At 33.4% G+C, this 23,823-nt stretch carries 21 protein-coding genes and 5 tRNA genes; 1 reads left to right on the top strand and 25 read right to left on the bottom strand.

The annotated features are described in order from the left end of the window. Positions 1 to 27: 27 nt before the first annotated feature. The 5 genes from ccoS to AC3VJB_RS00940 form a co-directional block, all read right to left on the bottom strand. Complete coding sequence (gene ccoS, locus AC3VJB_RS00960; RefSeq protein WP_073184498.1) at positions 28 to 192, bottom strand: cbb3-type cytochrome oxidase assembly protein CcoS; 165 nt, start codon at positions 190 to 192, stop codon at positions 28 to 30. Positions 193 to 314: 122 nt separating this feature from the next. Further along, entirely contained in the window at positions 315 to 1,676 is a 1,362-nt protein-coding gene (gene hemN, locus AC3VJB_RS00955; RefSeq protein ID WP_437824006.1) for an oxygen-independent coproporphyrinogen III oxidase, read from the bottom strand. A gap of 53 nt (positions 1,677 to 1,729) precedes the next feature. Further along, positions 1,730 to 2,428, bottom strand: a complete 699-nt coding sequence (gene deoD / locus AC3VJB_RS00950; protein ID WP_159613869.1) for a purine-nucleoside phosphorylase — start codon at positions 2,426 to 2,428, stop codon at positions 1,730 to 1,732. 39 nt (positions 2,429 to 2,467) lie between these two features. Next, a complete protein-coding gene (deoC, locus tag AC3VJB_RS00945) occupies positions 2,468 to 3,133 on the bottom strand; it encodes a deoxyribose-phosphate aldolase (RefSeq protein WP_047790114.1) in 666 nt (221 codons plus the stop codon). Positions 3,134 to 3,137: 4 nt separating this feature from the next. Next, the gene (locus tag AC3VJB_RS00940; protein WP_437824004.1) at positions 3,138 to 5,510 is read right to left on the bottom strand and encodes a heavy metal translocating P-type ATPase; all 2,373 of its coding nucleotides are present in this window, start codon (positions 5,508 to 5,510) and stop codon (positions 3,138 to 3,140) included. Between the two features lie 104 nt (positions 5,511 to 5,614). Here AC3VJB_RS00940 and AC3VJB_RS00935 point away from each other — a divergent pair, with 104 nt between their 5' ends. Continuing rightward, a complete protein-coding gene (locus tag AC3VJB_RS00935) occupies positions 5,615 to 6,301 on the top strand; it encodes a Crp/Fnr family transcriptional regulator (protein ID WP_159493735.1) in 687 nt (228 codons plus the stop codon). A 33-nt stretch (positions 6,302 to 6,334) separates the two neighbouring features. Here AC3VJB_RS00935 and AC3VJB_RS00930 read toward each other — a convergent pair whose 3' ends face one another. The 20 genes from AC3VJB_RS00930 to AC3VJB_RS00835 all read right to left on the bottom strand — a co-directional run bounded on the left by AC3VJB_RS00930 (position 6,335) and on the right by AC3VJB_RS00835 (position 23,821). Beyond that, positions 6,335 to 6,646, bottom strand: a complete 312-nt coding sequence (locus AC3VJB_RS00930) for a DUF3467 domain-containing protein (protein WP_047790111.1) — start codon at positions 6,644 to 6,646, stop codon at positions 6,335 to 6,337. A 92-nt stretch (positions 6,647 to 6,738) separates the two neighbouring features. Beyond that, complete coding sequence (rpoC, locus tag AC3VJB_RS00925; RefSeq protein ID WP_047790110.1) at positions 6,739 to 11,013, bottom strand: DNA-directed RNA polymerase subunit beta'; 4,275 nt, start codon at positions 11,011 to 11,013, stop codon at positions 6,739 to 6,741. Between the two features lie 98 nt (positions 11,014 to 11,111). After that, positions 11,112 to 14,921: a DNA-directed RNA polymerase subunit beta gene (rpoB, locus tag AC3VJB_RS00920; RefSeq protein WP_047790109.1), complete on the bottom strand. Its 3,810-nt coding sequence runs from the start codon at positions 14,919 to 14,921 to the stop codon at positions 11,112 to 11,114. A 239-nt stretch (positions 14,922 to 15,160) separates the two neighbouring features. Beyond that, a complete protein-coding gene (gene rplL / locus AC3VJB_RS00915; protein ID WP_047790108.1) occupies positions 15,161 to 15,535 on the bottom strand; it encodes a 50S ribosomal protein L7/L12 in 375 nt (124 codons plus the stop codon). 50 nt (positions 15,536 to 15,585) lie between these two features. Continuing rightward, positions 15,586 to 16,104, bottom strand: coding sequence for a 50S ribosomal protein L10 (gene rplJ / locus AC3VJB_RS00910; protein ID WP_047790107.1), 519 nt, complete (start codon positions 16,102 to 16,104; stop codon positions 15,586 to 15,588). 21 nt (positions 16,105 to 16,125) lie between these two features. Then, on the bottom strand, positions 16,126 to 16,815 hold the full coding sequence (rplA, locus tag AC3VJB_RS00905; RefSeq protein WP_047790106.1) for a 50S ribosomal protein L1: 690 nt from the start codon (positions 16,813 to 16,815) through the stop codon (positions 16,126 to 16,128). A 20-nt stretch (positions 16,816 to 16,835) separates the two neighbouring features. Then, positions 16,836 to 17,273, bottom strand: a complete 438-nt coding sequence (gene rplK / locus AC3VJB_RS00900; RefSeq protein ID WP_047790105.1) for a 50S ribosomal protein L11 — start codon at positions 17,271 to 17,273, stop codon at positions 16,836 to 16,838. A 64-nt stretch (positions 17,274 to 17,337) separates the two neighbouring features. Beyond that, entirely contained in the window at positions 17,338 to 17,886 is a 549-nt protein-coding gene (gene nusG, locus AC3VJB_RS00895) for a transcription termination/antitermination protein NusG (protein ID WP_047790161.1), read from the bottom strand. Between the two features lie 2 nt (positions 17,887 to 17,888). Continuing rightward, positions 17,889 to 18,080 (bottom strand): preprotein translocase subunit SecE, encoded by a 192-nt coding sequence (secE, locus tag AC3VJB_RS00890; RefSeq protein WP_073184511.1) that lies wholly within the window; start codon positions 18,078 to 18,080, stop codon positions 17,889 to 17,891. Positions 18,081 to 18,132: 52 nt separating this feature from the next. Beyond that, positions 18,133 to 18,205: transfer RNA gene (locus AC3VJB_RS00885), tRNA-Trp, on the bottom strand. A 58-nt stretch (positions 18,206 to 18,263) separates the two neighbouring features. Further along, a complete protein-coding gene (tuf, locus tag AC3VJB_RS00880; protein WP_047790103.1) occupies positions 18,264 to 19,451 on the bottom strand; it encodes an elongation factor Tu in 1,188 nt (395 codons plus the stop codon). Between the two features lie 75 nt (positions 19,452 to 19,526). Then, a tRNA-Thr gene (locus AC3VJB_RS00875) sits at positions 19,527 to 19,599 on the bottom strand. An 11-nt stretch (positions 19,600 to 19,610) separates the two neighbouring features. After that, positions 19,611 to 19,683 (bottom strand) — tRNA-Gly (locus AC3VJB_RS00870). 21 nt (positions 19,684 to 19,704) lie between these two features. Continuing rightward, positions 19,705 to 19,787, bottom strand: a tRNA-Tyr gene (locus AC3VJB_RS00865). 40 nt (positions 19,788 to 19,827) lie between these two features. Further along, positions 19,828 to 19,901, bottom strand: a tRNA-Thr gene (locus tag AC3VJB_RS00860). Between the two features lie 97 nt (positions 19,902 to 19,998). Further along, positions 19,999 to 20,307: a ribosome hibernation-promoting factor, HPF/YfiA family gene (hpf, locus tag AC3VJB_RS00855; protein ID WP_047790102.1), complete on the bottom strand. Its 309-nt coding sequence runs from the start codon at positions 20,305 to 20,307 to the stop codon at positions 19,999 to 20,001. Between the two features lie 14 nt (positions 20,308 to 20,321). Next, positions 20,322 to 21,209 carry a tyrosine-type recombinase/integrase gene (locus AC3VJB_RS00850; protein WP_159613859.1) on the bottom strand — a complete coding sequence of 296 codons (888 nt, stop codon included), beginning with the start codon at positions 21,207 to 21,209 and terminating at the stop codon, positions 20,322 to 20,324. 82 nt (positions 21,210 to 21,291) lie between these two features. Then, positions 21,292 to 21,489, bottom strand: a complete 198-nt coding sequence (rpsU, locus tag AC3VJB_RS00845; protein WP_028892869.1) for a 30S ribosomal protein S21 — start codon at positions 21,487 to 21,489, stop codon at positions 21,292 to 21,294. A gap of 234 nt (positions 21,490 to 21,723) precedes the next feature. Continuing rightward, positions 21,724 to 22,890, bottom strand: a complete 1,167-nt coding sequence (locus AC3VJB_RS00840) for an acyl-CoA dehydrogenase family protein (RefSeq protein WP_497666628.1) — start codon at positions 22,888 to 22,890, stop codon at positions 21,724 to 21,726. Positions 22,891 to 22,921: 31 nt separating this feature from the next. Then, entirely contained in the window at positions 22,922 to 23,821 is a 900-nt protein-coding gene (locus AC3VJB_RS00835) for a helix-hairpin-helix domain-containing protein (protein WP_073184518.1), read from the bottom strand. Between the last annotated feature and the right edge of the window lie 2 nt (positions 23,822 to 23,823).

The following is a 23,823-nucleotide window of genomic DNA, read 5'->3' as shown; positions in this document are numbered from 1 at the left end:
TTTGAATTTAATATCTATTGTTAATTGTTAGTTCTTTGTTTCCTCTTTTACCAATTCATCATCAAACAACATGCGAACCGACGGCGTGTACGAATCATCGTACTGCCCTTTTTTTACTGAAACAATAAATGCTATAAAAAAAATAATAGCCACTAAAATACTTAGTGATAATAGTAAGTAAATAACGCTCATATCTTGCCTGATAATTATAGTTCAAAGATACTTGTGAAGATTTTCTTAAAATATGACTTTTGTCATGTTTCAAGTTTTTTACACAAAAAAACTCGAAGAAAAATATTCGAGTTATTTGTTGTTTAAATTGTCATTGAAAACAGTTGGGTTTCAGGTTGTTTTTTGTGTAACTTTTTATCAAATGCCATACAAATATTACGCACATAGGGTCTTGCCTTTTCTGGAACGGTTAACTTACTCCCTTTTATAGAAACCAAACCATCAGCCATCATTTCTTCTAATTTTTCTATATGTGTTTCTATATTTTCAATCTGTAACTGCTCTTCTTCCCACGAAGTGGAAAAGTGACACATGATATTTAAAATATGTTTTCTAATTTTTAAATCTTCTTCAGATAATATATGCCCTCTAAACACAGGAATTTCTCCTTCGTTTACAACGCTTTCATACTCTTTTACCGTTTTTACATTTTGTGCAAACCCGTACCAAGAATCAGATATTGACGACATTCCTAAACCAATCATTAATTGTGTTTTATTGGCGGTATACCCCATAAAATTACGATGCAACGTTTTCTTTTTTGTGGCTTCATACAAGCTATCAGTAGGTAATGCAAAATGATCCATTCCTATTTCTATGTAACCCATTTCTGCAAACAATTTCTTTCCTATTTCATACAACTCTCGCTTTTCTTCATTTTTTGGTAGGTCATCTTCATTAAATCCTCGCTGTCCAACTCCTTTTACCCACGGAACATGCGCATAACTATAAAACGAAATTCTATCAGGTTCTAGCTCTTTTGTTTTATTAATAGTATGAATTACATTTTCCTTGGTTTGAAACGGAAGTCCAAATACCAAATCGTGACTGATAGATGTATATCCTATTTCTTTTGCCCAATTATGTACGTTTTGAACATTTTCAAAAGGCTGAATTCGATGAATTGCTTCTTGTACTTTTGGATTATAATCTTGTACTCCAAAACTTACTCGTGTAAATCCTAAGTCATACAAAGTTTGTAGGTGTTCTTTTGTGGTGTTGTTTGGATGCCCTTCAAAACTAAATTCATGATTGGGATGTTTTTCTGCGTTCATAAAAATCCCATCAATTAATCTTTTTAATTGTTTTTCTGAAAAGAATGTTGGAGTCCCTCCTCCTAAATGGATTTCTTTTATTATAGGTGTTTCATCTACCAAATTAACATATAACTTCCATTCTTTTAAAACAGTTTCTATATACGGATCTTCCATTTCATGACGTTTTGTTATATGTTTATGGCATGCACAAAACGTACATAAACTCTCGCAAAATGGTAAGTGAATATATAAGCTAATTCCTTCTGATGAGTTACTTTCGATAAACGATTGTTTAAAAGTTTTAATCCATTTTTCTTTTGAGAAGCTATCATTCTCCCAATACGGAACGGTTGGATAACTTGTATATCTTGGTCCTGGAATATTATATTTTTGAATAAGTGAATTCATATTCTATGCTACTGTTTTGTTTCATTCTTCATCAAAACCTTTTAAAATGACGATTAAGCCAATTCTAAAGCGATTTCAATCATTTCTTTAAAGGTTTGTTCTCTTTCTTCAGCGGTTGTTCTTTCTCCAGTAACTAAACTATCTGAAATGGTTAAAATTGACAGTGCATTTACTTTGTGTTTTGCTGCAACAGTATATAATCCATTTGTTTCCATCTCAACACAAAGCACCCCATAATCTGCCCACTTTTTATAGCTTTCAAATTCATCAGCATAAAACTCATCTGAACTTAAAATATTTCCTGATTTTAGCGGAATTCCTTTGTTTTTTGCTACATCAACTGCTTTTTGGAATAGTTCAAAACTTGCTGTCGGCGCATAGTCGGCTCCGTTGAAACGTATGGTATTTAATCCAGAATTTGTCGATGCTGCCATGGCTATAACAATATCTCTAATTTTTACATCTTCTTGATAAGAACCAGCTGAACCTACTCTTATTAAATTTTTAACTCCATACTCTGTAATTAATTCATGACAATAAATTAATGTGGAAGGAATTCCCATTCCAGTTCCTTGAACAGATATTCGCTTTCCTTGATACGTCCCTGTAAAACCTAGCATTCCACGAACATCATTGTAACACGTTGGATTTTCTAAAAATGTTTCTGCTATCCATTTTGCGCGCATAGGATCACCTGGTAATAAAACAGTTTCTGCTATTTCTCCTTTCTTTGCTTCTATATGTACGCTCATTCTTTGTTCTTTTAGATTTTGAGTTATTAAAAACTTATTTTAATACTGATTCTTATCTGAAATACCACTCGTTACTAATGAAACACCTGACGAGGTTCCTAAACGAGTTACTCCCATTTCTATGTACCTCTTAGCTGTTTCAATATCTCTAATACCACCAGCTGCTTTTATCTGTGCTTTTCCATCTACAACACTATCCATTATCGCTACATCTTTAAAAGTAGCCCCTCCAGTACCAAAACCTGTAGATGTTTTTACAAAATCAGCCCCGGCTTCTACCGCTAATTGACTTGCTATTTTTATTTGTTCCTTAGATAGATAACAGTTTTCAAAAATTACTTTTAATATATTTTCTCCTATTTCTTCTTTAATCAATCGAATTTCTTTTTCTACATAATTTTCTTCACCATCTAACAACTTACCAATATTAATAACCATATCTATTTCAGAAGCTCCATTTTTTATACATTCTTTGGCTTCAAAAATTTTAGTTTTGGTAGTCATTGCTCCTAAAGGAAAACCTACTACAGCTGCTATTTTTACATCCGAATCTTTTAACTCTTTAGCTGCCAATTCTACATAACATCCATTTACACAAACTGCATAAAAGTTATATTTTTTGGCCTCATTACACAGCTTTACTATATCTGCTTTAGTTGCTGTAGGTTTTAATAAAGTATGATCTATATATTTATTAATCTGCATCTTTTTATTTTATTTTTCTACCTAAAATATTGGTAGCTATTGTTGTAAATACTACTACACTAATTGAACTCAACGGCATCAAAATAGCTGCTATTACTGGCATCAACTGCCCCGTTACCGCAAAATAAAGTCCAACAACATTATACATTAAAGATAATAAAAAACAATACTTAATAATTTTTATCGCTTTTTGCGATGCTTTTATATAGTTTCCTATTTCACTAAACTTTGTGGCATCTAAAATAGCATCGCAAGCAGGTGAAAACACATTGATATTTTCCGATAAAGCTATTCCTACATTGCTTTGAGCTAACGCTCCTGCATCATTTAATCCGTCACCAATCATCAATACACTTTTGTTTTTTTCTTGTAGTTCCTCTACATAATGTAGCTTATCTTGCGGTTTTTGATTGAATAAAAATGTTGTTTCTTTAGGTAATAACTCTTCTAAAAACTTCTTTTCCCCTTCATTATCTCCAGAAACTACAGATAATTCATATTTTTTATTTAAGCTTGAAAACAGGTTTTCAACTCCTTTTCTATAAGCATTTTTAAACACAAACTTTCCTTTATACTCTTCGTTAACACTAATATGAACAGAAGTATCAAAATTTAATCGTTCTTCTGCATTTTTTACAAAAGAAGACGAACCTATTTTTAATCTTGTTTGTTGATAACTTGTCTCAATTCCCTTTCCTACATACTCTTGGTAATTATCAACTGGTAACATTTCTTCTTCTAAAGAAGCATATAACATTCTACTTAGTGGATGATTTGAGGCTCTTAATGAGCTTTTTAATATCGCTTTTTGGAGTTTATTTAGATCTTCACCTTTATATGTTATCGTATTTTCTTTATTGGTGGTAAGCGTACCTGTTTTATCAAAAATAATTGAGTTTATAGCTGCTAATTGTTCTACTACTGTAGCATTCTTTAAATAAAATTTCTTTCTCCCAAAGATTCGTAGGATATTCCCTAAAGTAAACGGTGCTGCTAAGGCTATGGCACAAGGACATGCAATAATTAGTACTGACGTAAATACGTTTAATGCTACACTTGAATCATAGTATAACCAAAATGCTGTAGACAAAAACGCTATTGACAATACGATGATGGTAAAATTCTTACTGATTTTATCAGTTAGCGTTTTAAACGATGAATTTTTATCTTTTTGAAATACATCATTACTCCACAACTGTGTTAAATAGCTTTGTGAAACCGAAGCTAGTACCTCCATCTCTATACTTCCTGACAGTTGCTTTCCTCCTGCAAATAATTTATCTCCTGACTTTTTATTTACAGGTACAGCCTCACCTGTAACAAAGCTGTAATCTATTTTCGCTTCTCCATTAATTAAAATTCCATCAACAGGAATTAATTCTTGGTTTCTAATTAATAATCTGTCTCCTTTATTGACATCATAGATTTGCGTGTTTTCTTCTTTTTTATCCGTAGTTATTCTTGTTACTGCAATTGGGAAGTACGATTTGTAATCGCGTTCGAATGACAAGAAATTATAAGTTTTTTGTTGAAAAAACTTCCCTAGTAATAAGAAGAACACTAGCCCTGTTAAACTATCAAAAAAGCCTGTCCCTAAATCCAACATAATCTCTGCTGTACTACGTACAAATAGCACTAAAATTCCAAGAGCAATAGGAACATCAATGTTTAAAATTTTAGAGCGAATTCCTTTGTATGCTGAAATAAAATAATCAACTCCAGCATAAAACACTACAGGTAACGAAAATATAAACATTAACCAACGGAAGATTCCTTTGTATTGCTCTAACCAATATTCTGATACTTCAAAATACTCCGGGAATGATAAAAACATAACATTTCCAAAAGCAAAACCTGCTATTCCTAGTTTATAAATTAAACTACGGTCTACCTTCTTTTTCCCTACCTCATAATCTTCAAGGCTTATGTAAGGTTCATAACCAATAGAACTTAATAGTAATACTATTTCTTTAAGTGATGTTTTTTCGGAATTGTAAGTAATTCGTACTGTTTTCTTTGGGAAATTAACTTGAGATGAAGATACAAACTCTTGTAGTTTGTGTAAGTTTTCTAATACCCAAATACATGAACTACAATGTATATGTGGAATGTATAAATTTACCACTTGTACATTACCATCGTTAAACTCTAATAGTTTATCTACAATGGATTCATTATCCAAGAAATCATATTTTCCTTGTATCTCTTCAGGTATTGCTCCTGGGTTGTTTTGAAAATCGTAATAACAAGTTAAATCGTTCTCTGAAAAAATTTCATAAACCGTTTTGCATCCATTACAACAGAAAAATTTATCTTCTTTTGTAATTGTTTTTGTGTCGCACTCGTTACCACAATGAAAACATGTTGTGCTTTCCATATTTACTCTTTTGCCTAGTACAAATGTCGGATAACATCTCAAATTAAAACATGATAATTGTCAGGTTTTCCGTATATTTGAGTAGCAAAAAAAAGGGCATATCTATGAGCAAGTGTGAGCAATGTATCATCAGAGAATTTAATTCTTTAAAGGCTTTAACAAAAGATGAATTGATAAGAATAACAGGATGTAAAACGTCTAAAAAAATAAAAAAAGGAGAAGTTCTCTTTGATGAAGGCGAATACATAAATGGTGTTTTTTGTGTTAAAGACGGTGTTTGTAAAGTGTCTAAAATGAGTGATAATGGTAGAGACCAAATTATTCATTTAATAAAAAAAGGAGATATTTTAGGAGAGCGAAGTTTGATTAACAATGAAGCTTCCAATTTAAAAGCTATTGCCGTTAATGATATGGAAGTATGTTTTATTCCTAAAGAAGAAATTATTAGAGATTTAGAAAACAACTCTAACTTTTCTATGGACATTTTGAAAAAAATGGCCAATTCTTTAAAGAAAGCAGATGATATTATAGTAGATATGGCTCAAAAAACCGTAAAACAACGTTTAGCTGCTACTCTTTTGCTTTTAGACTCTAAGTTTGACAAGAACGAAAATGGCTCTATAAATATTAATTTATCTCGAGAAGATATGGCTAATATTATTGGAACAGCAACGGAAAGTGCTATTCGTTTACTTTCAGAGTTTAAAAAGAAAAAACTAATTGATTTAAAGGGTAAAGAAATTTTTATAACCGATTTAAAAGCTTTAAAAGAGCTTTCAGAAGGTTTTTAAAACAAAAAAATCGTCTATATAGACGATTTTTTTTTAAGCTTCCCCTGTGGTTCCACCAAAGTTCATTGGAATTGGTGGTTGCTCATAATCTTTTATTTCTCCATGTGCTTGTTCAAACTTACGAATATTATCTGCTAATGCTTTCGATAAACGTTTAGCATGCTGTGGTGTTAAGATTATTCTTGATTTTACTTTTGCCTTAGGAACTCCTGGCATAATATTAATAAAATCTACTATAAACTCAGAAACTGAATGGTTTATAATAGCTAAATTACTATACGTTCCTTCTGCTATTTCTTGGTCTAGCTCTATATTTAATTGCGGCTCTTTCTTATTGTCTTCCATAATTAAGTCTCTTAATATATTTTAGTTAAAAAAATAAGGGTTTAGAGTTCTAAGAACTCTAAACCCTTGATATTATTTATAAACTTAAGTTTTTATAAACTTTGTTCAATCTCATCCTTAGGTCCAACTACGATATCTTCGTAAGCTCTCATTCCTGTACCTGCTGGTATACGTTTACCAACAATTACGTTTTCTTTTAATCCTTCTAAGGTATCAATTTTACCATTTACAGCGGCTTCATTTAATACTTTAGTTGTTTCCTGGAATGATGCAGCTGAGATAAATGACTTCGTTTGTAACGATGCTCTTGTAATACCTTGTAATACTTGCTCAGCTGTTGCTGGTTGAGCATCACGTGCTACTACTAAGTTTTTATCTTCTCTACGTAATAAAGAGTTTTCATCTCTTAATTGACGGGCTGAAACTATTTGTCCTGGTTTCAAGTTAGCAGAATCTCCTGAGTCTTCAACAACTTTCATTCCGTAAATAGCATCATTTTCTTTGATGAAATCCGTTTTATGAACTAATTGATTTTCTAAGAATAAAGTATCTCCTGAATCAATAATCCTAACTTTACGCATCATTTGACGTACTACTACTTCAAAGTGCTTGTCGTTAATTTTTACCCCTTGTAAACGGTATACTTCTTGGATCTCGTTTACTAAGTATTCTTGAACTGCTGAAGGTCCTTTGATATTTAAGATATCAATAGGAGTAATTGCTCCATCAGATAATGGCATTCCTGCTTTGATAAAGTCGTTTTCTTGAACTAAGATTTGATTAGATAACTTAATTAAGTATTTCTTAATCTCTCCTGTTTTAGATTCGATAATAATTTCACGGTTACCACGCTTAATCTTACCAAATGACACAACTCCATCAATTTGTGCTACTACAGCTGGGTTAGAAGGGTTACGCGCTTCGAATAACTCAGTTACACGTGGTAAACCTCCTGTAATATCTCCTGCTTTACCAGACTTACGAGGAATCTTAACTAATGTTTTACCAGTTTCTACTTTATCTCCATCATTTACCATTAAATGAGCTCCTACAGGTAAACTATACGAACGTAAAGCATTACCATCAGCATCTTCAATAATTAATGAAGGAATGATTTTTTTATTCTTAGAATCTGTTATTACTTTTTCTTGGAATCCTGTTTGTTCATCGACTTCTACAGAATAGTTAATTCCTTGTTCTAAATTGTCGAACTTAACTTTACCTCCAAATTCAGAAACAATAACTCCGTTAAATGGATCCCATTGACATACTGCATCTCCTTTCTTGATCGTCTTTCTTTCTTTATCAAAGATAATAGAACCGTAAGGAATTATGTTAGTACTTAATACGATGCCTGTTTTCTTATCAGTAATTTTAATTTCTGCAGTACGAGAAATTACGATATCTACTTCTTCGCCTGCTGAATCTTTACCTTTTACAGTACGTAAGTCATCAATAGTTACAGAACCGTCGAATTTTGCGATTAACTTATTGTCTTCAGAAATGTTTCCTGCTACCCCTCCAACGTGGAATGTACGTAATGTTAACTGTGTACCTGGTTCTCCAATAGACTGTGCAGCAATTACACCAACTGCTTCACCTCTTTGAACTTTTTGACCTGTTGATAAACTTTGTCCGTAACATTTCTCACAAATTCCTCTTTCAGATTCACATGTTAATGCTGAACGAACTTCAACTTTATCTACGCCTGATGCTTCAATTTTGTCAGCTAAAATTGGAGTAATCAACTCTCCTGCTTCAACTAATAATTCATCTGTAGTTGGAGCATAAACATCATATAATGCTGTACGTCCTGAAATTCTTTCACTTAAAGGTTCAACGATTTCATCGTTTTTCTTTAAGGCAGAAACTTCTAATCCTCTTAATGTACCACAATCTTCTTCGTTTACGATAACATCTTGAGATACGTCTACTAAACGACGTGTTAAATATCCTGCATCGGCTGTTTTTAATGCGGTATCGGCAAGTCCTTTACGTGCACCGTGCGTAGAGATAAAGTATTCTAAAATTGATAACCCTTCTTTAAAGTTCGATAAAATTGGGTTTTCAATAATTTCTCCACCTCCTGCGGTCGATTTTTTAGGTTTTGCCATTAATCCACGCATACCAGTTAACTGACGAATCTGCTCTTTCGAACCACGTGCTCCAGAATCTAACATCATAAATACTGAGTTAAACCCTTGCTGGTCTTCACGTAAACGCTTCATAGATAATTCAGTTAATCGGTTGTTGGTAGATCCCCAAACATCAATTACCTGATTATAACGTTCTTTTTGCGTTAACATACCCATGTTATAATTCATAACAATTCCATCCACTTCTTCGTTCGCTTCAGCAATCATGGTATGTTTTTCTTCCGGAATAATGATATCTCCTAATGAGAAAGATAAACCACCTTGGAAGGCAAATTTATACCCCATTCCTTTGATATCATCTAAGAACTTACCTATTGATGGAATATCTGTTACTTTTAGGATATTACCAATAATTCCACGTAATGATTTCTTTGTTAATACCTCATTAATATACCCTGCTTGTTCAGGTACCACTTCGTTAAATAATACTCTACCAACAGTAGTTTCTATTAATTGAGTTACTAACTCACCATTCTCGTTAAAGTCTTTAGTTCTTACTTTTATTCCAGCATTTAAGTCTACTTGCTCCTCATTATAAGCAATAGTTACTTCTTCTGGAGAATAGAAAGTTAACCCTTCACCTTTAATAGGTACTTCTGGAGTTGACTTTCTTTCTTTTGTCATATAATATAACCCTAAAACCATATCCTGAGATGGTACCGTAATTGGTGCTCCATTTGCAGGGTTTAAAACATTATGAGAAGCTAACATTAATAACTGTGCTTCTAAAATTGCTTCTGGTCCTAATGGTAAGTGAACCGCCATTTGATCCCCATCAAAATCGGCGTTAAATGCCGTACATACTAATGGGTGTAAACGAATTGCCTTTCCTTCAATTAATTTTGGTTGGAAAGCTTGAATACCTAAACGGTGTAAGGTAGGGGCACGGTTTAATAAAACAGGGTGTCCTTTAATTACATTTTCTAAGATATCCCAAACAACTGGTTCTTTTCTGTCAATTATTTTCTTTGCAGATTTAACTGTCTTAACAATTCCTCTTTCGATTAACTTACGAATAACGAAAGGTTTGTACAATTCAGCTGCCATATCTTTTGGCAATCCACATTCGTATAATTTTAATTCTGGTCCAACAACAATTACCGAACGTGCAGAGTAATCAACACGCTTACCTAATAAGTTTTGACGGAAACGTCCTTGCTTACCTTTTAAACTATCAGATAATGATTTTAATGGTCTGTTAGACTCTGTTTTTACAGCTGATGATTTACGTGTGTTATCAAATAATGAATCTACTGATTCTTGTAACATACGTTTTTCATTACGTAAAATTACTTCTGGTGCTTTAATTTCCATTAATCGTTTTAAACGATTGTTACGGATAATTACACGACGATATAAATCATTTAAGTCAGAAGTAGCAAAACGACCTCCATCTAATGGTACTAATGGACGTAATTCTGGTGGAATAACCGGAATTACCTTCATAATCATCCATTCTGGATTGTTTTCTCTATTTTTTTGAGAATCTCTGAATGCTTCTACAACATTTAGACGCTTTAATGCTTCATTTTTACGTTGCTTAGAAGTTTCAGTGTTTGCTTTATGACGCAATTGGTATGATAACTCGTCTAAATCGATTCTTTCTAATAAATCAATTAAACACTCTGCACCCATTTTAGCGATAAACTTATTAGGGTCAGAATCTTCTAAATACATATTTTCTTGTGGAAGCTCATCTACGATATCTAAGTATTCTTCCTCAGTTAAGAAGTCCATTTTTTGTAATGGTTCTCCTTCGGCATTCTTAGCAATACCTGGTTGAATTACTACGTAACGTTCGTAGTAAATAATCATATCTAACTTCTTAGATGGTAACCCTAAAAGGTATCCCATTTTGTTAGGTAATGATCTAAAGTACCAAATATGTGCAACTGGTACTACTAAGTTAATATGACCTACTCTATCTCTACGTACTTTTTTCTCAGTAACTTCAACACCACAACGGTCACAAACGATACCTTTATATCGAATTCTTTTATATTTACCACACGCACACTCATAGTCTTTTACAGGACCAAAGATACGCTCACAAAACAATCCATCTCTTTCTGGTTTGTGTGTACGGTAGTTTATAGTTTCTGGTTTTAACACCTCTCCTTTAGAAGCCTCTAAAATAGACTCAGGTGATGCTAAACCTATTGAAATTTTGTTAAACTTCTTAACAGTGTATTTTTCGTTTTTTCTTGCCATGATAATGGATTCGAATTAAAAATAAATGTCTTATAATAAGACTGATATTGAAAAAATGATTTGCCTCAGAGCTTACACTCTGAGACATTTCACTGTGATTATTCTTCTAATTTAACGTCTAATCCTAAACCTTTAAGTTCGTGCATTAATACGTTAAATGATTCTGGTAAACCTGGTTCTGGCATTGCTTCTCCTTTAACGATAGACTCGTAAGTTTTTGCTCTACCTAATACATCATCAGACTTAACAGTTAAGATTTCTCGTAAGATACTTGATGCACCATATGCTTCAAGTGCCCATACCTCCATCTCACCAAAACGCTGACCTCCAAACTGTGCTTTACCTCCTAATGGTTGCTGAGTAATTAATGAGTAAGGTCCAATAGAACGCGCGTGCATCTTATCTTCAATCATGTGACCTAACTTAATCATATAAATTACTCCTACCGTTGCAGGCTGATCGAAACGTTTACCTGTACCTCCATCATATAAATATGTGTGTCCGTAACGTGGTATTCCTGCTTCATCAGTTAAAGCATTGATTTGATCAATTTTTGCACCATCAAAAATTGGTGTTGCATACTTTTGACCTAATTTTTGACCTGCCCATCCAAGAACAGTTTCATAAATCTGACCAATGTTCATACGAGATGGTACCCCTAATGGGTTTAATACGATATCTACTGGTGTTCCGTCTTCTAAGAAAGGCATATCTTCTTGACGTACAATACGTGCAACAATACCTTTGTTTCCGTGACGTCCTGCCATCTTATCCCCTACTTTTAACTTACGCTTCTTAGCTACGTAAATTTTAGCAAGTTTTAAGATACCAGCTGGTAATTCGTCTCCTACAGAGATTGTAAATTTCTCACGACGTAAAACTCCTTGTAGGTCGTTTACTTTAATCTTGTAATTGTGAACTAATTCTACAACTAATTGATTTAAGTCTTTATCAGTAGTCCAAGTTCCACTTAAATGTGTAAAGTCTTCTACAGAGTTTAACATTTTTTGTGTAAACTTTTTACCTTTTGGCAATACTTCTTCTCCTAAGTCGTTATACACTCCTTGAGAAGTTTTTCCTGATACTAAGTTGAATAACTTTTCAACTAAAACATCTTTTAATTCTTCAAACTTAGACACATAAGATGCTTCTAAAGCTGCTATTGCTTCTTTATCACGAGCACGCTTATTCTTATCTTTTACTGCGCGTTTGAATAATTTTTTGTTAATTACAACTCCTCTTAATGATGGAGACGCTTTTAATGATGCATCTTTTACATCTCCTGCTTTATCACCAAAGATAGCACGTAATAACTTTTCTTCTGGGGTAGGGTCAGATTCTCCTTTTGGTGTAATTTTACCAATTAAAATATCACCAGGATTTACTTCTGCTCCAATACGAATCATTCCATTTTCATCTAAGTCTTTTGTAGCCTCTTCAGAAACATTAGGAATATCGTTTGTTAATTCTTCAGCTCCTAATTTAGTATCACGAACATCTAATGAATATTCATCAATATGAATAGAAGTAAAGATATCTTCACGAACTACTTTTTCAGAAATCACAATCGCATCCTCAAAGTTATACCCTTTCCAAGGCATAAAGGCTACTTTCATATTTCTACCTAAAGCTAATTCTCCTTTTTGTGTTGCATATCCTTCACAAAGTACTTGACCTTCTTCTACTCTATCACCTACTTTTACAATCGGTTTTAAGTTGATATTAGTACCTTGGTTTGTTTTTCTAAACTTAATTAAGTCGTACGACACTTCATCAGAATCAAAGCTAACCATGCGCTCTTCTTCTGTCCTATCGTACTTAATTGTTATTTTATTGGCGTCTACATATTCTACAACTCCTGCTCCTTCAGCATTGATTAAGATACGAGAATCTTTTGCTACTCTACGTTCTAAACCAGTACCAACAATTGGAGACTCTGGACGTAATAATGGAACTGCTTGACGCATCATGTTCGATCCCATCAGTGCACGGTTCGCATCATCATGCTCTAAGAAAGGAATTAATGATGCCGAAATCGAAGCAATTTGATTAGGAGCAACGTCCATATAATTAATTGCTTCAGGGTTTTCCACTGGAAAATCTCCTTCTTCACGTGCAATAACTCTTTCGCTCTCTATTTTACCATCATTTGCTACTGGTAAATTAGATTGAGCAATTTTCATTCCTTCTTCTTCTTCTGCTGATAAATAAATTGGTTCTTCAGAAGAGACTGAACCATTATCTACCTTTTTGTATGGAGTTTCAATGAATCCCATATTATTTACTTTAGCATAAACCGCTAAAGAAGAAATAAGTCCAATGTTTGGTCCTTCAGGTGTTTCAATCGGACATAAACGACCATAATGCGTATAGTGAACGTCACGAACCTCGAAACCTGCTCTTTCACGTGATAAACCTCCAGGTCCTAAAGCTGATAAACGACGCTTATGAGTAATCTCTGCTAATGGATTTGTTTGATCCATAAATTGAGATAACTGGTTGGTACCAAAGAAGGAGTTAATTACTGAAGATAACGTCTTAGCGTTAATTAAGTCGATTGGAGTAAACACCTCATTATCACGAACATTCATTCTCTCACGAATAGTACGTGCCATACGAGCTAAACCTACACCAAATTGACCTGCTAATTGCTCACCAACAGTTCTAACACGACGATTAGATAAGTGATCGATATCATCTACTTCAGCCTTTGAATTGATTAATTCAATTAAATACTTAATGATTGTAATGATATCATTCTTAGTTAATACTTTTTGATCTAAATCTTCATTTAACTGAAGTTTAGTATTCATTCTAAAACGTCCTACTTCACCTAAACTATAACGTTGCTCTGAGAAGAATAATTTTTCAATAATACCTCTTGCAGTTTCCTCATCTGGCGGTTCAGCATTACGTAATTGTCTATATACATGCTCTACAGCTTCCTTTTCAGAGTTTGTAGGGTCTTTTTGTAATGTATTGTGAATGATGGCATAATCTGCTTGCTGATTGTCTTCTTTATGTAACAAGACTGTTTTTGCACCTGCTTCAATTATTTCATCAATATGTTCTTTTTCTATGATAGTATCACGGTCGAAAATGATTTCGTTACGCTCAATAGAAACAACTTCTCCTGTATCTTCATCTACGAAATCTTCATGCCAAGTTTTTAATACTCTTGCTGCTAATTTACGCCCTAATACTTTCTTTAATCCAGCTTTAGAAACTTTTACTTCTTCAGCTAAATCAAAAATCTCTAAAATATCTTTATCTCTTTCAAAACCTATGGCTCTGAATAACGTTGTTACTGGTAATTTTTTCTTTCTATCAATATAAGCATACATTACTTGATTGATATCGGTAGCAAATTCAATCCAAGAACCTTTGAATGGAATTACTCTTGCAGAGTATAACTTGGTTCCATTAGCGTGGAAAGATTGCCCAAAGAATACACCTGGTGAACGGTGTAATTGTGACACTACAACTCTTTCTGCACCATTAATAATAAAGGTACCAGAGTTTGTCATATAAGGAATTGTACCTAAATACACATCTTGAACGATTGTTTCGAAATCTTCGTGTTCTGGGTCAGTACAATATAATTTTAAACGTGCTTTTAGAGGTACACTGTGAGTTAATCCACGCTCGATACATTCTTGAATGCTATACCTTGGAGGATCTACAAAGTAGTCTAAAAATTCTAATACAAATTGATTACGTGTATCTGTAATCGGGAAGTTATCCATGAAAGTTTTATACAAACCTTCTTCTCCTCGCTCTTCAGCTTTAGTTTGCAATTGGAAGAAATCTTGAAAAGACTTCACCTGAATATCTAAAAAGTCTGGATAATCAGCTCCTAACTGCGATGACGCGAAGTTAATTCTTTCAGTAGTATTTATCGTTGCCAAAAGAGATGCTATTTTTAATTAAAAATATTATTTTTGAAACTTAATTGTTTCAATACTGCAATTTTAATTGCTCTTACTGATTAAAAATCAGCACTTTATAATCGTAAATTCACAAATACAAAAAATGTGAAAAATAAAGAACGAATATATACACAAAATGGTTTAGGCCTAAAAACATGAGTCTTTAGTACCTAAACCTTTATTGTTTTTTCCCGTTTTCTATAATTCGGGAGTATAGCTTACTTAAGCTCTACCTCAGCTCCTGCTTCTTCTAAAGACTTTTTAAGACCTTCAGCCTCATCTTTAGATACACCTTCTTTGATTGGTGCTGGTGCGCTATCTACAATACCTTTAGCTTCTTTTAATCCTAATCCAGTTAATTCTTTAACTAATTTTACAACTGCTAATTTAGATCCTCCAGCTGCTTTTAAGATTACATCAAACTCAGTTTTCTCTTCTGCTGCATCTCCACCACCTGCTGCTGGTCCTGCTACTGCTACTGCTGCTGCTGCTGGCTCAATACCATACTCTTCTTTTAAAATATCAGCTAATTCATTAACTTCTTTTACTGTTAAGTTAACTAATTGTTCTGCGAAATCTTTTAAATCTGCCATTTTAATTGTTTTTTAAAAATTTTATTTATTTAGTTTATTAGTGCGCGAAATTATTTTTCTGATAATGTCTTTAAGATACCTGATAATTTACCTCCACCTGACTGTAATGCTGAAACAACATTCTTAGCAGGAGATTGTAATAAGGTAATAATATCTCCAATAAGTTCTTCTCTAGATTTGATATTTACAAGAGCATCTAATTGGTCATCTCCAATATAAACTGCCTCTTCTACATACGCCCCTTTTAATAAAGGACGATCTTTTGATTTTTTTCTGAACTCTTTGATAACTTTTGCTGGTGCATTTGCTGCTTCAGCAATTAACATTGAAGTGTTACCTTTTAATACCTCTGGTAATTCTCCGAAATCTTTATCAGAAGCTTCCATTGCTTTTGAAAGCAATGTGTTTTTAACAACAGCCAATTGTACGTTCGCTTTAAAACATGCTCTACGTAAGTTAGATGTAGTAGCTGCATCTAAACCAGAAATATCTGCTAAATAGATCGTGCTAGTATCTGCTAATTGTGCTGTTAAATCTTGTATTACTTGTGATTTTTCCTCTCTAGTCATAATTAAAAAGTTTTAACTGCCTTACGATACTGTTTTAACATCTACAGCTACACTAGGACTCATAGTAGAAGACATAAAAATACTTTTAATATAAGTTCCTTTAGCCGCTGTTGGCTTTAATTTAATTAATGTTTGAATTAACTCGTTTGCATTTTCTTCAATCTTTGCAGCATCGAAAGATGCTTTTCCGATTGCAGCGTGTACAATACCAGTTTTATCTACTTTAAAGTCGATTTTACCAGCTTTTACTTCTTGTACTGCTTTTGCAACATCCATAGTTACTGTACCAGTTTTAGGGTTAGGCATTAAACCACGAGGACCTAATACACGTCCTAAAGGACCTAATTTACCCATTACGCTTGGCATAGTAATAATAACGTCAACATCAGTCCAACCTCCTTTAATTTTTTGAAGGTACTCATCTAATCCAACGTAATCAGCACCAGCTTCTTTAGCTTCTGCTTCTTTATCTGGAGTAACTAATGCTAAAACTTTTACATCTTTACCAGTTCCGTGAGGTAATGTTACAACACCACGAACCATTTGATTAGCTTTACGAGGATCTACTCCTAAACGTACTGCTAAATCTACAGATGCGTCAAACTTTACGTTTGTAATCTCTTTAACTAATGCTGATGCATCTTGTAAGCTATAAACTTTAGAGCTATCTACTTTAGCACGAGCTTCTTTTTGCTTTCTAGTAATTGCCATTTCTAAATATCTTTTAAAGTTTAAGCAGGTGCATCACCTGTTACTGTTAATCCCATAGAACGAGCTGTTCCAGCAATCATTCTCATTGCAGACTCTACTTCAAAGGCATTCATATCTACCATTTTGTCTTCTGCAATTCCACGAATTTGATCCCAAGAAACGCTTGCTACTTTTTTCCTATTAGGTTCTCCTGAACCTTTCTTAATTTTGGCCGCTTCTAATAACTGTACTGCAGCTGGTGGAGTTTTTACAACAAACTCAAATGATTTGTCTGTATAAACTGTAATAACAACAGGTAATACTTTACCTTGTTTGTCCTGTGTACGAGCATTAAACTGCTTACAGAACTCCATGATGTTAACACCGGCAGCACCTAAAGCGGGTCCAACTGGTGGCGACGGATTCGCTGCACCTCCCCTAACTTGTAGTTTAACTAATTTACTTACTTCTTTTGCCATTGTTTAAGATTTAACGATGTGTTTAAATTGGAAGCTTAAACCCATCAAAATATAGGTGTAACAATTATATTTTCTCTACTTGCATATAGTTTAACTCTAATGGAGTTTTTCTTCCGAAAATCTTTACCATTACTTCTAACTTACGCTTTTCTTCATTTACCTTTTCAACAGTTCCATCAAACCCATTGAAAGGACCATCAATTACTTTTACAGTTTCTCCAACTGAATAAGGAATTGCAATATTTTCATCTTTAACAGAAAGTTCATCAACTTTACCTAGCATTCTGTTTACTTCTGATTTACGCATTGGTACAGGGTCACCTCCTTTTGTTTCTCCTAAGAAACCAATAACACCTGTTACTGATTTAATTACGTGAGGAACTTCCCCTGCTAAATTAGCCTCAACCATTACATAACCAGGAAAGTAAACTCTTTCTCTGTTTATTTTCTTTCCGTTTCTTACTTGAATAACTTTTTCTGTAGGAACAATTACTTGGTTCACAAAATCAGACAACCCATGACGAGCAATTTCAGTCTCAATGTAAGTTTTCACTTTATTTTCTTGACCTCCAATAGCTCTTACCACATACCACTTCATCACCGAATCAGCCATCATTAAAACATTTTAAAGAAGTTATCTAACCCTGTTTGAAAAACCTTATCTATCCCCGCTACAGCTAAAGCAAATACGATTGTAAATGCTGCAACTACTACAGTAGACTTTTGAGCTTCTTCACGAGAAATCCAAGTCATGTTGGTATTTAATTCTTCAAAAGAATCTTTAATGTATTGTATAAAGTTACTCATATTTTATCCTTTTAACGAGTTGCAGTATTCACCACAACTCGTTTTAGTTTTGCACGGGTTGAGAGGCTCGAACTCCCGACACCTGGTTTTGGAGACCAGTGCTCTACCAACTGAGCTAAACCCGTATTTTAAAGGAGTCTCTCTTTAAAAAGAGACTCCTTATGCTTTATTATTAAACTATAATTAGTCTAAGATTTCAGTTACCTGACCAGCTCCTACTGTTCTACCTCCCTCACGGATTGCGAACTGTAAACCTGTGTTTAATGCGATAGGTTGGATTAAGTCAACAGTAATAGTTAAGTTATCACCTGGCATTACCATTTCAACTCCTTCTGGTAAGTTAATGTTACCTGTTACGTCAGTTGTACGTACGTAGAACTGTGGACGGTAGTTGTTGTGAAATGGAGTGTGACGTCCACCTTCTTCTTTCTTTAAGATATACACCTCAGCTTTAAACTTAGCGTGTGGAGTAATAGAACCTGGCTTACAGATTACCATTCCTCTCTTAATTTGAGTTTTTTCAATACCTCTTAATAAGATACCTGCGTTATCTCCTGCCTCACCTCTATCTAAGATTTGACGGAACATCTCGATACCAGTTACAGTAGATGTTAATTTTTCATCTCCCATACCGATAATCTCAACAGGATCTCCTGTATTAATGATACCAGTTTCGATACGTCCAGTTGCTACTGTACCACGACCAGTAATAGAGAATACATCCTCGATTGGCATTAAGAAATCTTTTTCAGTATCTCTTGGTGGCTCTTCGATCCAAGTATCAACAGCTTCCATTAACTCTAATACTGTATCAACCCACTTTTGCTCTCCGTTTAATGCACCTAAAGCAGAACCAGAAACTACAGGACCATTATCTCCATCATACTCATAGAAAGATAATAAATCTCTCACTTCCATTTCTACTAACTCTAATAACTCTTCGTCATCAACCATATCAACTTTGTTTAAGAAAACAACGATACGTGGAATACCTACCTGACGACCTAATAAGATGTGCTCACGAGTTTGTGGCATTGGACCATCAGTAGCAGCTACTACTAAGATAGCTCCATCCATTTGCGCAGCACCAGTTACCATGTTCTTTACGTAATCGGCGTGACCTGGACAGTCAACGTGCGCGTAGTGACGGTTAGCTGTTGCATACTCTACGTGAGAAGAGTTAATTGTGATACCTCTTTCTTTTTCTTCTGGAGCGTTATCGATTTGATCAAAAGCTCTCTGCTCAGAAAATCCAGCATCTGCTAATACTTTAGTAATTGCAGCAGTTAAAGTAGTTTTACCGTGATCTACGTGACCAATAGTACCTACGTTTAAGTGCGGTTTCGAACGATCATAAGTTCCTTTTGCCATGATTATTAATTTTAATTCTTAGTTAAATATATTTAGTGTTATTTTTAAACTCTTGTCAAATAAACTCTAAAATAGAGCCAACAACGGGATTTGAACCCGTGACCTCATCCCTACCAAGGATGCGCTCTACCAACTGAGCTATGTCGGCAACGAATTTAGAGCGGGAGACCAGGTTCGAACTGGCGACATTCAGCTTGGAAGGCTGACGCTCTACCAACTGAGCTACTCCCGCAATAAAATTTCATTAAGATAGTGGGGAGAGCAGGATTCGAACCTGCGAAGTCGTAAGACAACGGAGTTACAGTCCGTCCCATTTGGCCGCTCTGGAATCTCCCCTAAACCTTAAATAATATTTTAATGAACTTTTATTTTTTAGAGCCGATGGAGGGACTCGAACCCACGACCTGCTGATTACAAATCAGCTGCTCTAGCCAGCTGAGCTACATCGGCTTTTGTTATAAAAAAACAATCCGCTATTTCTAACGGACTGCAAATGTAAAAAGTAATTTTTAATTTTTAAAACTTTTTTAATTATTTTTTATCGTTTTTATGAGACTAAGGCATCCTTTGATTTTTCTTTTGATTTTTGCAACTGTCTTTTTAAAGATTCTACAGACACACTAATACCTTCCTCAAAGGTCTTAGTTTGCTTTTTCACCATTAATTCGCTTCCTGGTATATTAATTTTTACTTCAGTTATTTTATTCTCCTTTTCACTCGTTTTTTGCACTTTTAAAAACACTTCTGCATCAACGATCTTATCATGAAACTTCTCTAATCCTCCTATTTTTTTCTCAATGAAGTCTATTAATTTTTGGTCTGCTGAGAAATTTACTGATTGTGTGAATACCTTCATAATTCTTCGATCTTTTAATTTGACCCTCTAGGGTGAGTCTTGTTATACACTTTTTTTATTTGCTCCAAGCTATTGTGCGTATAAACTTGGGTAGAGGCTAAACTTGAATGCCCTAGTAATTCTTTAACCGAATTTAACGACGCACCGTTGTTAAGTAAATGTGTAGCAAAAGCATGCCTTAATATATGGGGGCTTTTTTTTGCTTTTGTTGACACTCTACTAAAGTACAAATTTATTATTCGGTAAACAAGGGTTTCATAAATTTTAACGCCTTTTTTAGTCACTAAAAGCACCTCTAGATCTACATCCTCAATTCCTCTTTTTTGTCTTAAATATTCTTGTAAAGTTTTATACACTGACGGCAAGATCGTTACATACCTTTCTTTATTTCTTTTTCCTAATACTTTTATTGTTCTACTAGTATGATCTATATCTTTTTCTTTAACATTTATCAACTCAATCCTTCTCATTCCAGTTGAATACAACATTTCCACAATCAACCTATCTCTTACTGATTCAAAATCTGATCTCTCTTTTATTAGTTTTAAAACTTCTTCTACTTCATTTTGATCAAAGGGAGTTTGTATTTTTTTTTGAACTTTTAGCGCCTTATGATTTGAAAGCGGATTCACTGTTACTTCCCCTATTTTTTGCAGAAACTTATAAAAGGTCTTTAAAGAGCTTACTTTTCTATTTACGCTTCTATTTGATATATTATCATTTACCAAACTAACAATCCATGTTCTAATTTGGTTATAATGAATACTCTCTAAATCCTCTTGATCAAACTCAACCTCACAAAAATCTTTAAACGCTATTAAATCCGTTTTATATGCTTGAATTGTGTTTTTTGAATACTTTTTCTCAAACTCTAAATACTCTAAAAAAGCTTTTATTAGCATTATCTATCTTATTTATTAATTGAAGATACAAAAAAAACCTGTATTGATATCAATACAGGTTTTTCACTTTTTAGGATGATTACTATCCTACTTCTTCTTGAGTTCTTAATCTCTGAACATAAGATGCTTTAATCATTTGAGCTCGTTTTGCCACAGATGGCTTAGTAAACTGCTTTCTGTTACGTAATTGCTTCATCGTTTTTGTACGATCAAATTTACGTTTATAACGTTTTAACGCTCTATCGATATTCTCTCCTTCTTTAACTGGAATGATTAACATATTTTTGCACCTCCTTTCATCGTAGTTTCTATATCTTTAAAAATTGACAACGTTCAGTATATCAATTAATTATATTATTTTATTTCATTTTTGGACGGCAAAGATACAAAGTATTCTTTAAAAACACACTATTTTATTTCTTTTTAGTTTAAAAATGAGGCAAATAAAAATCCTGCTTTCACAGGATTTTTACTTAAATATTTATCAAGAATCATTTTTACAAAATAGGAGGCATTAGGTAGCTGGTCTATATTCTTTCTTATCTATTACCATTTTTGCAATAATTTCTTTCAATATTTCTGAAGTACCTCCCCCTATCGGTCCTAATCGACTGTCACGTAATAAACGTGCCATTGGATACTCTTCCATATAACCATAACCTCCTAGTAACTGTAAAGCATCGTATATAACCTCATCTGCCATTTTAGTAGACAATAGCTTACTCATACTTGCTTCTTTTACCACATAAATACCATCATTTAATCGTTTTGTAATGGAATAGTTATATTCTCTACACATATCTACTCTACTGGCCATTTCTGCTACTTTATGACGTAAAGCTTGAAATTTATCTAATGTTTTTCCAAAAGCTTCACGTTCACTCATATATTGTACTACATAATCAACAGCATATTCCGCACGCGCATGAGCATTGATTCCCATTACTAATCTTTCTAAAGCAAAGTGTTGCATTATATATGGAAATCCTTTTCCTTCTTCCCCCATTAAGTTTTCAGCAGGTATTACCACATTATCAAAAGCTATTTCAGCAGTATCTGAAGCTCTCCATCCTAATTTATCTAACTTAGTTGACGATATTCCTGGAGTATCTCTATCAACTATAAAAATACTCATTCCTTTATGTTTATCATCAGGGTTAGTTTTAGCTGCTACTACTAAGTAATCAGAATATACTCCATTTGTGATAAACGTTTTAGATCCATTAATCACATATGAATCTCCTTTTTTTATTGCTGTAGTACGCATTCCTGCTACATCACTTCCTCCAAAAGGTTCTGTAATACATAAACACCCTATTTTATCTCCTTCTATACTTGGTGTTAAATATTCATTCTTAATTCGATCATCTCCTTCTTTATTTACATGTGTCATTGCTAAATAAGCATGTGCCCACATATTAGCTGCAAAACCTCCTGAGTTTATTTTTTGTAGTTCTTCTAAAAAAATAACTGTATAAAAAAGATCTAAACCTAATCCTCCATATTCTTCAGGTTGATTTAAACCAAAGTATCCCATTTCACCGAACTTCTTCCAGATAAAACGCTCTACCGTACCTTCTTTCTCCCATTTATCTATATGAGGAACTACCTCTTTTTGTAAAAAATCTCTAAAACTCTGACGAAAGGCTTCATGCTCTTCGGTAAAGTACATACTATTCATAGTGGTTTGTTTATTAAATTTTGTTGCTTGTTTATTCTGCTTTCAAATATAAGATTATTCTATCGTATTTATTTAGTGGAAAATCTTTAATATTTCTTAATTCTGATATATCTTGTAGTTCAGCTACTTCATCTCGATATTCAAATATCTTTTTACATAACTCATAATCAATATATGGATTTTTTAACACTTCTTTGAATTTGGCTGTATTTACATTTACTTTTTTAATAGTTGGTTTTTTAATTACAGTAAAAGTTTGCATGACTTTGTTTGCTGCAGCTTTATTTATTCCCCAAACTTCATATAATTGTTTTGAGAATGAATACCCTTGTAACTTCTTTCTATACTTTATAATTCGAGAAGATAATACTTCTCCAACACCACTAATAGTTTCAAAATCTTGTTGAGTGGCTTTATTAATATCATTAGTAGAAATTTTATATACCTTATTATATGTATGCCTTTCACTTAAACCTAACTCTATTTTACTTTTCTTCTTTTGGTTTTCTTCTTTTACAACCCAATCTGGAAATTTAAAATAAGGAGCTATTCTGTTCAAAAGACTATCAGATATTTTTGTTACTTGTTTAAAATCTTTAGCCGAGTTAATCCATTTATTTTGTTTTCTGTAATTGTGTAATCTATCTATTTCCTCTACAGACATTCCTAGTTGATAACCTTTAAAGTCTGTTATATAATTTGGATTGAATGGATATCGTTTAGGTTTTCTTTTAATCAATTCAATTCTTTTCAAACTATCAATAGTATTTTGAAGAGCTACTAGCTCTTTCTTATTTATACCCTCTATTTTTTCTGAAGAAAAATCTATGTACACATATATAAATTGTAAAACAACTATTAAAAATAATAAAAAGAAAACCCCATTTCTTTGGCGTTTATTATACCAGAAATGGGGTTTAAATATTTTCATTC

The sequence above is a fragment of the Tenacibaculum sp. TB-53 genome (assembly GCF_059716285.2).
Note: the sequence above shows the minus strand (reverse complement) of the source record. Positions and strands in the feature narration are given on the sequence as shown.

Bases quoted from the DNA above. Each gene is read 5' to 3' on its own strand.
- ccoS (WP_073184498.1), bottom strand. From the start codon at position 192: ATGAGCGTTATTTACTTACTATTATCACTAAGTATTTTAGTGGCTATT.
- hemN (WP_437824006.1), bottom strand. From the start codon at position 1,676: ATGAATTCACTTATTCAAAAATATAATATTCCAGGACCAAGATATACA.
- deoD (WP_159613869.1), bottom strand. From the start codon at position 2,428: ATGAGCGTACATATAGAAGCAAAGAAAGGAGAAATAGCAGAAACTGTT.
- deoC (WP_047790114.1), bottom strand. From the start codon at position 3,133: ATGCAGATTAATAAATATATAGATCATACTTTATTAAAACCTACAGCA.
- AC3VJB_RS00940 (WP_437824004.1), bottom strand. From the start codon at position 5,510: ATGGAAAGCACAACATGTTTTCATTGTGGTAACGAGTGCGACACAAAA.
- AC3VJB_RS00935 (WP_159493735.1), top strand. From the start codon at position 5,615: ATGAGCAAGTGTGAGCAATGTATCATCAGAGAATTTAATTCTTTAAAG.
- AC3VJB_RS00930 (WP_047790111.1), bottom strand. From the start codon at position 6,646: ATGGAAGACAATAAGAAAGAGCCGCAATTAAATATAGAGCTAGACCAA.
- rpoC (WP_047790110.1), bottom strand. From the start codon at position 11,013: ATGGCAAGAAAAAACGAAAAATACACTGTTAAGAAGTTTAACAAAATT.
- rplL (WP_047790108.1), bottom strand. From the start codon at position 15,535: ATGGCAGATTTAAAAGATTTCGCAGAACAATTAGTTAACTTAACAGTA.
- rplJ (WP_047790107.1), bottom strand. From the start codon at position 16,104: ATGACTAGAGAGGAAAAATCACAAGTAATACAAGATTTAACAGCACAA.
- rplA (WP_047790106.1), bottom strand. From the start codon at position 16,815: ATGGCAATTACTAGAAAGCAAAAAGAAGCTCGTGCTAAAGTAGATAGC.
- rplK (WP_047790105.1), bottom strand. From the start codon at position 17,273: ATGGCAAAAGAAGTAAGTAAATTAGTTAAACTACAAGTTAGGGGAGGT.
- nusG (WP_047790161.1), bottom strand. From the start codon at position 17,886: ATGGCTGATTCGGTGATGAAGTGGTATGTGGTAAGAGCTATTGGAGGT.
- secE (WP_073184511.1), bottom strand. From the start codon at position 18,080: ATGAGTAACTTTATACAATACATTAAAGATTCTTTTGAAGAATTAAAT.
- tuf (WP_047790103.1), bottom strand. From the start codon at position 19,451: ATGGCAAAAGGAACTTATGATCGTTCGAAACCGCACTTAAACGTAGGT.
- hpf (WP_047790102.1), bottom strand. From the start codon at position 20,307: ATGAAGGTATTCACACAATCAGTAAATTTCTCAGCAGACCAAAAATTA.
- AC3VJB_RS00850 (WP_159613859.1), bottom strand. From the start codon at position 21,209: ATGCTAATAAAAGCTTTTTTAGAGTATTTAGAGTTTGAGAAAAAGTAT.
- rpsU (WP_028892869.1), bottom strand. From the start codon at position 21,489: ATGTTAATCATTCCAGTTAAAGAAGGAGAGAATATCGATAGAGCGTTA.
- AC3VJB_RS00840 (WP_497666628.1), bottom strand. From the start codon at position 22,890: ATGAATAGTATGTACTTTACCGAAGAGCATGAAGCCTTTCGTCAGAGT.
- AC3VJB_RS00835 (WP_073184518.1), bottom strand. From the start codon at position 23,821: ATGAAAATATTTAAACCCCATTTCTGGTATAATAAACGCCAAAGAAAT.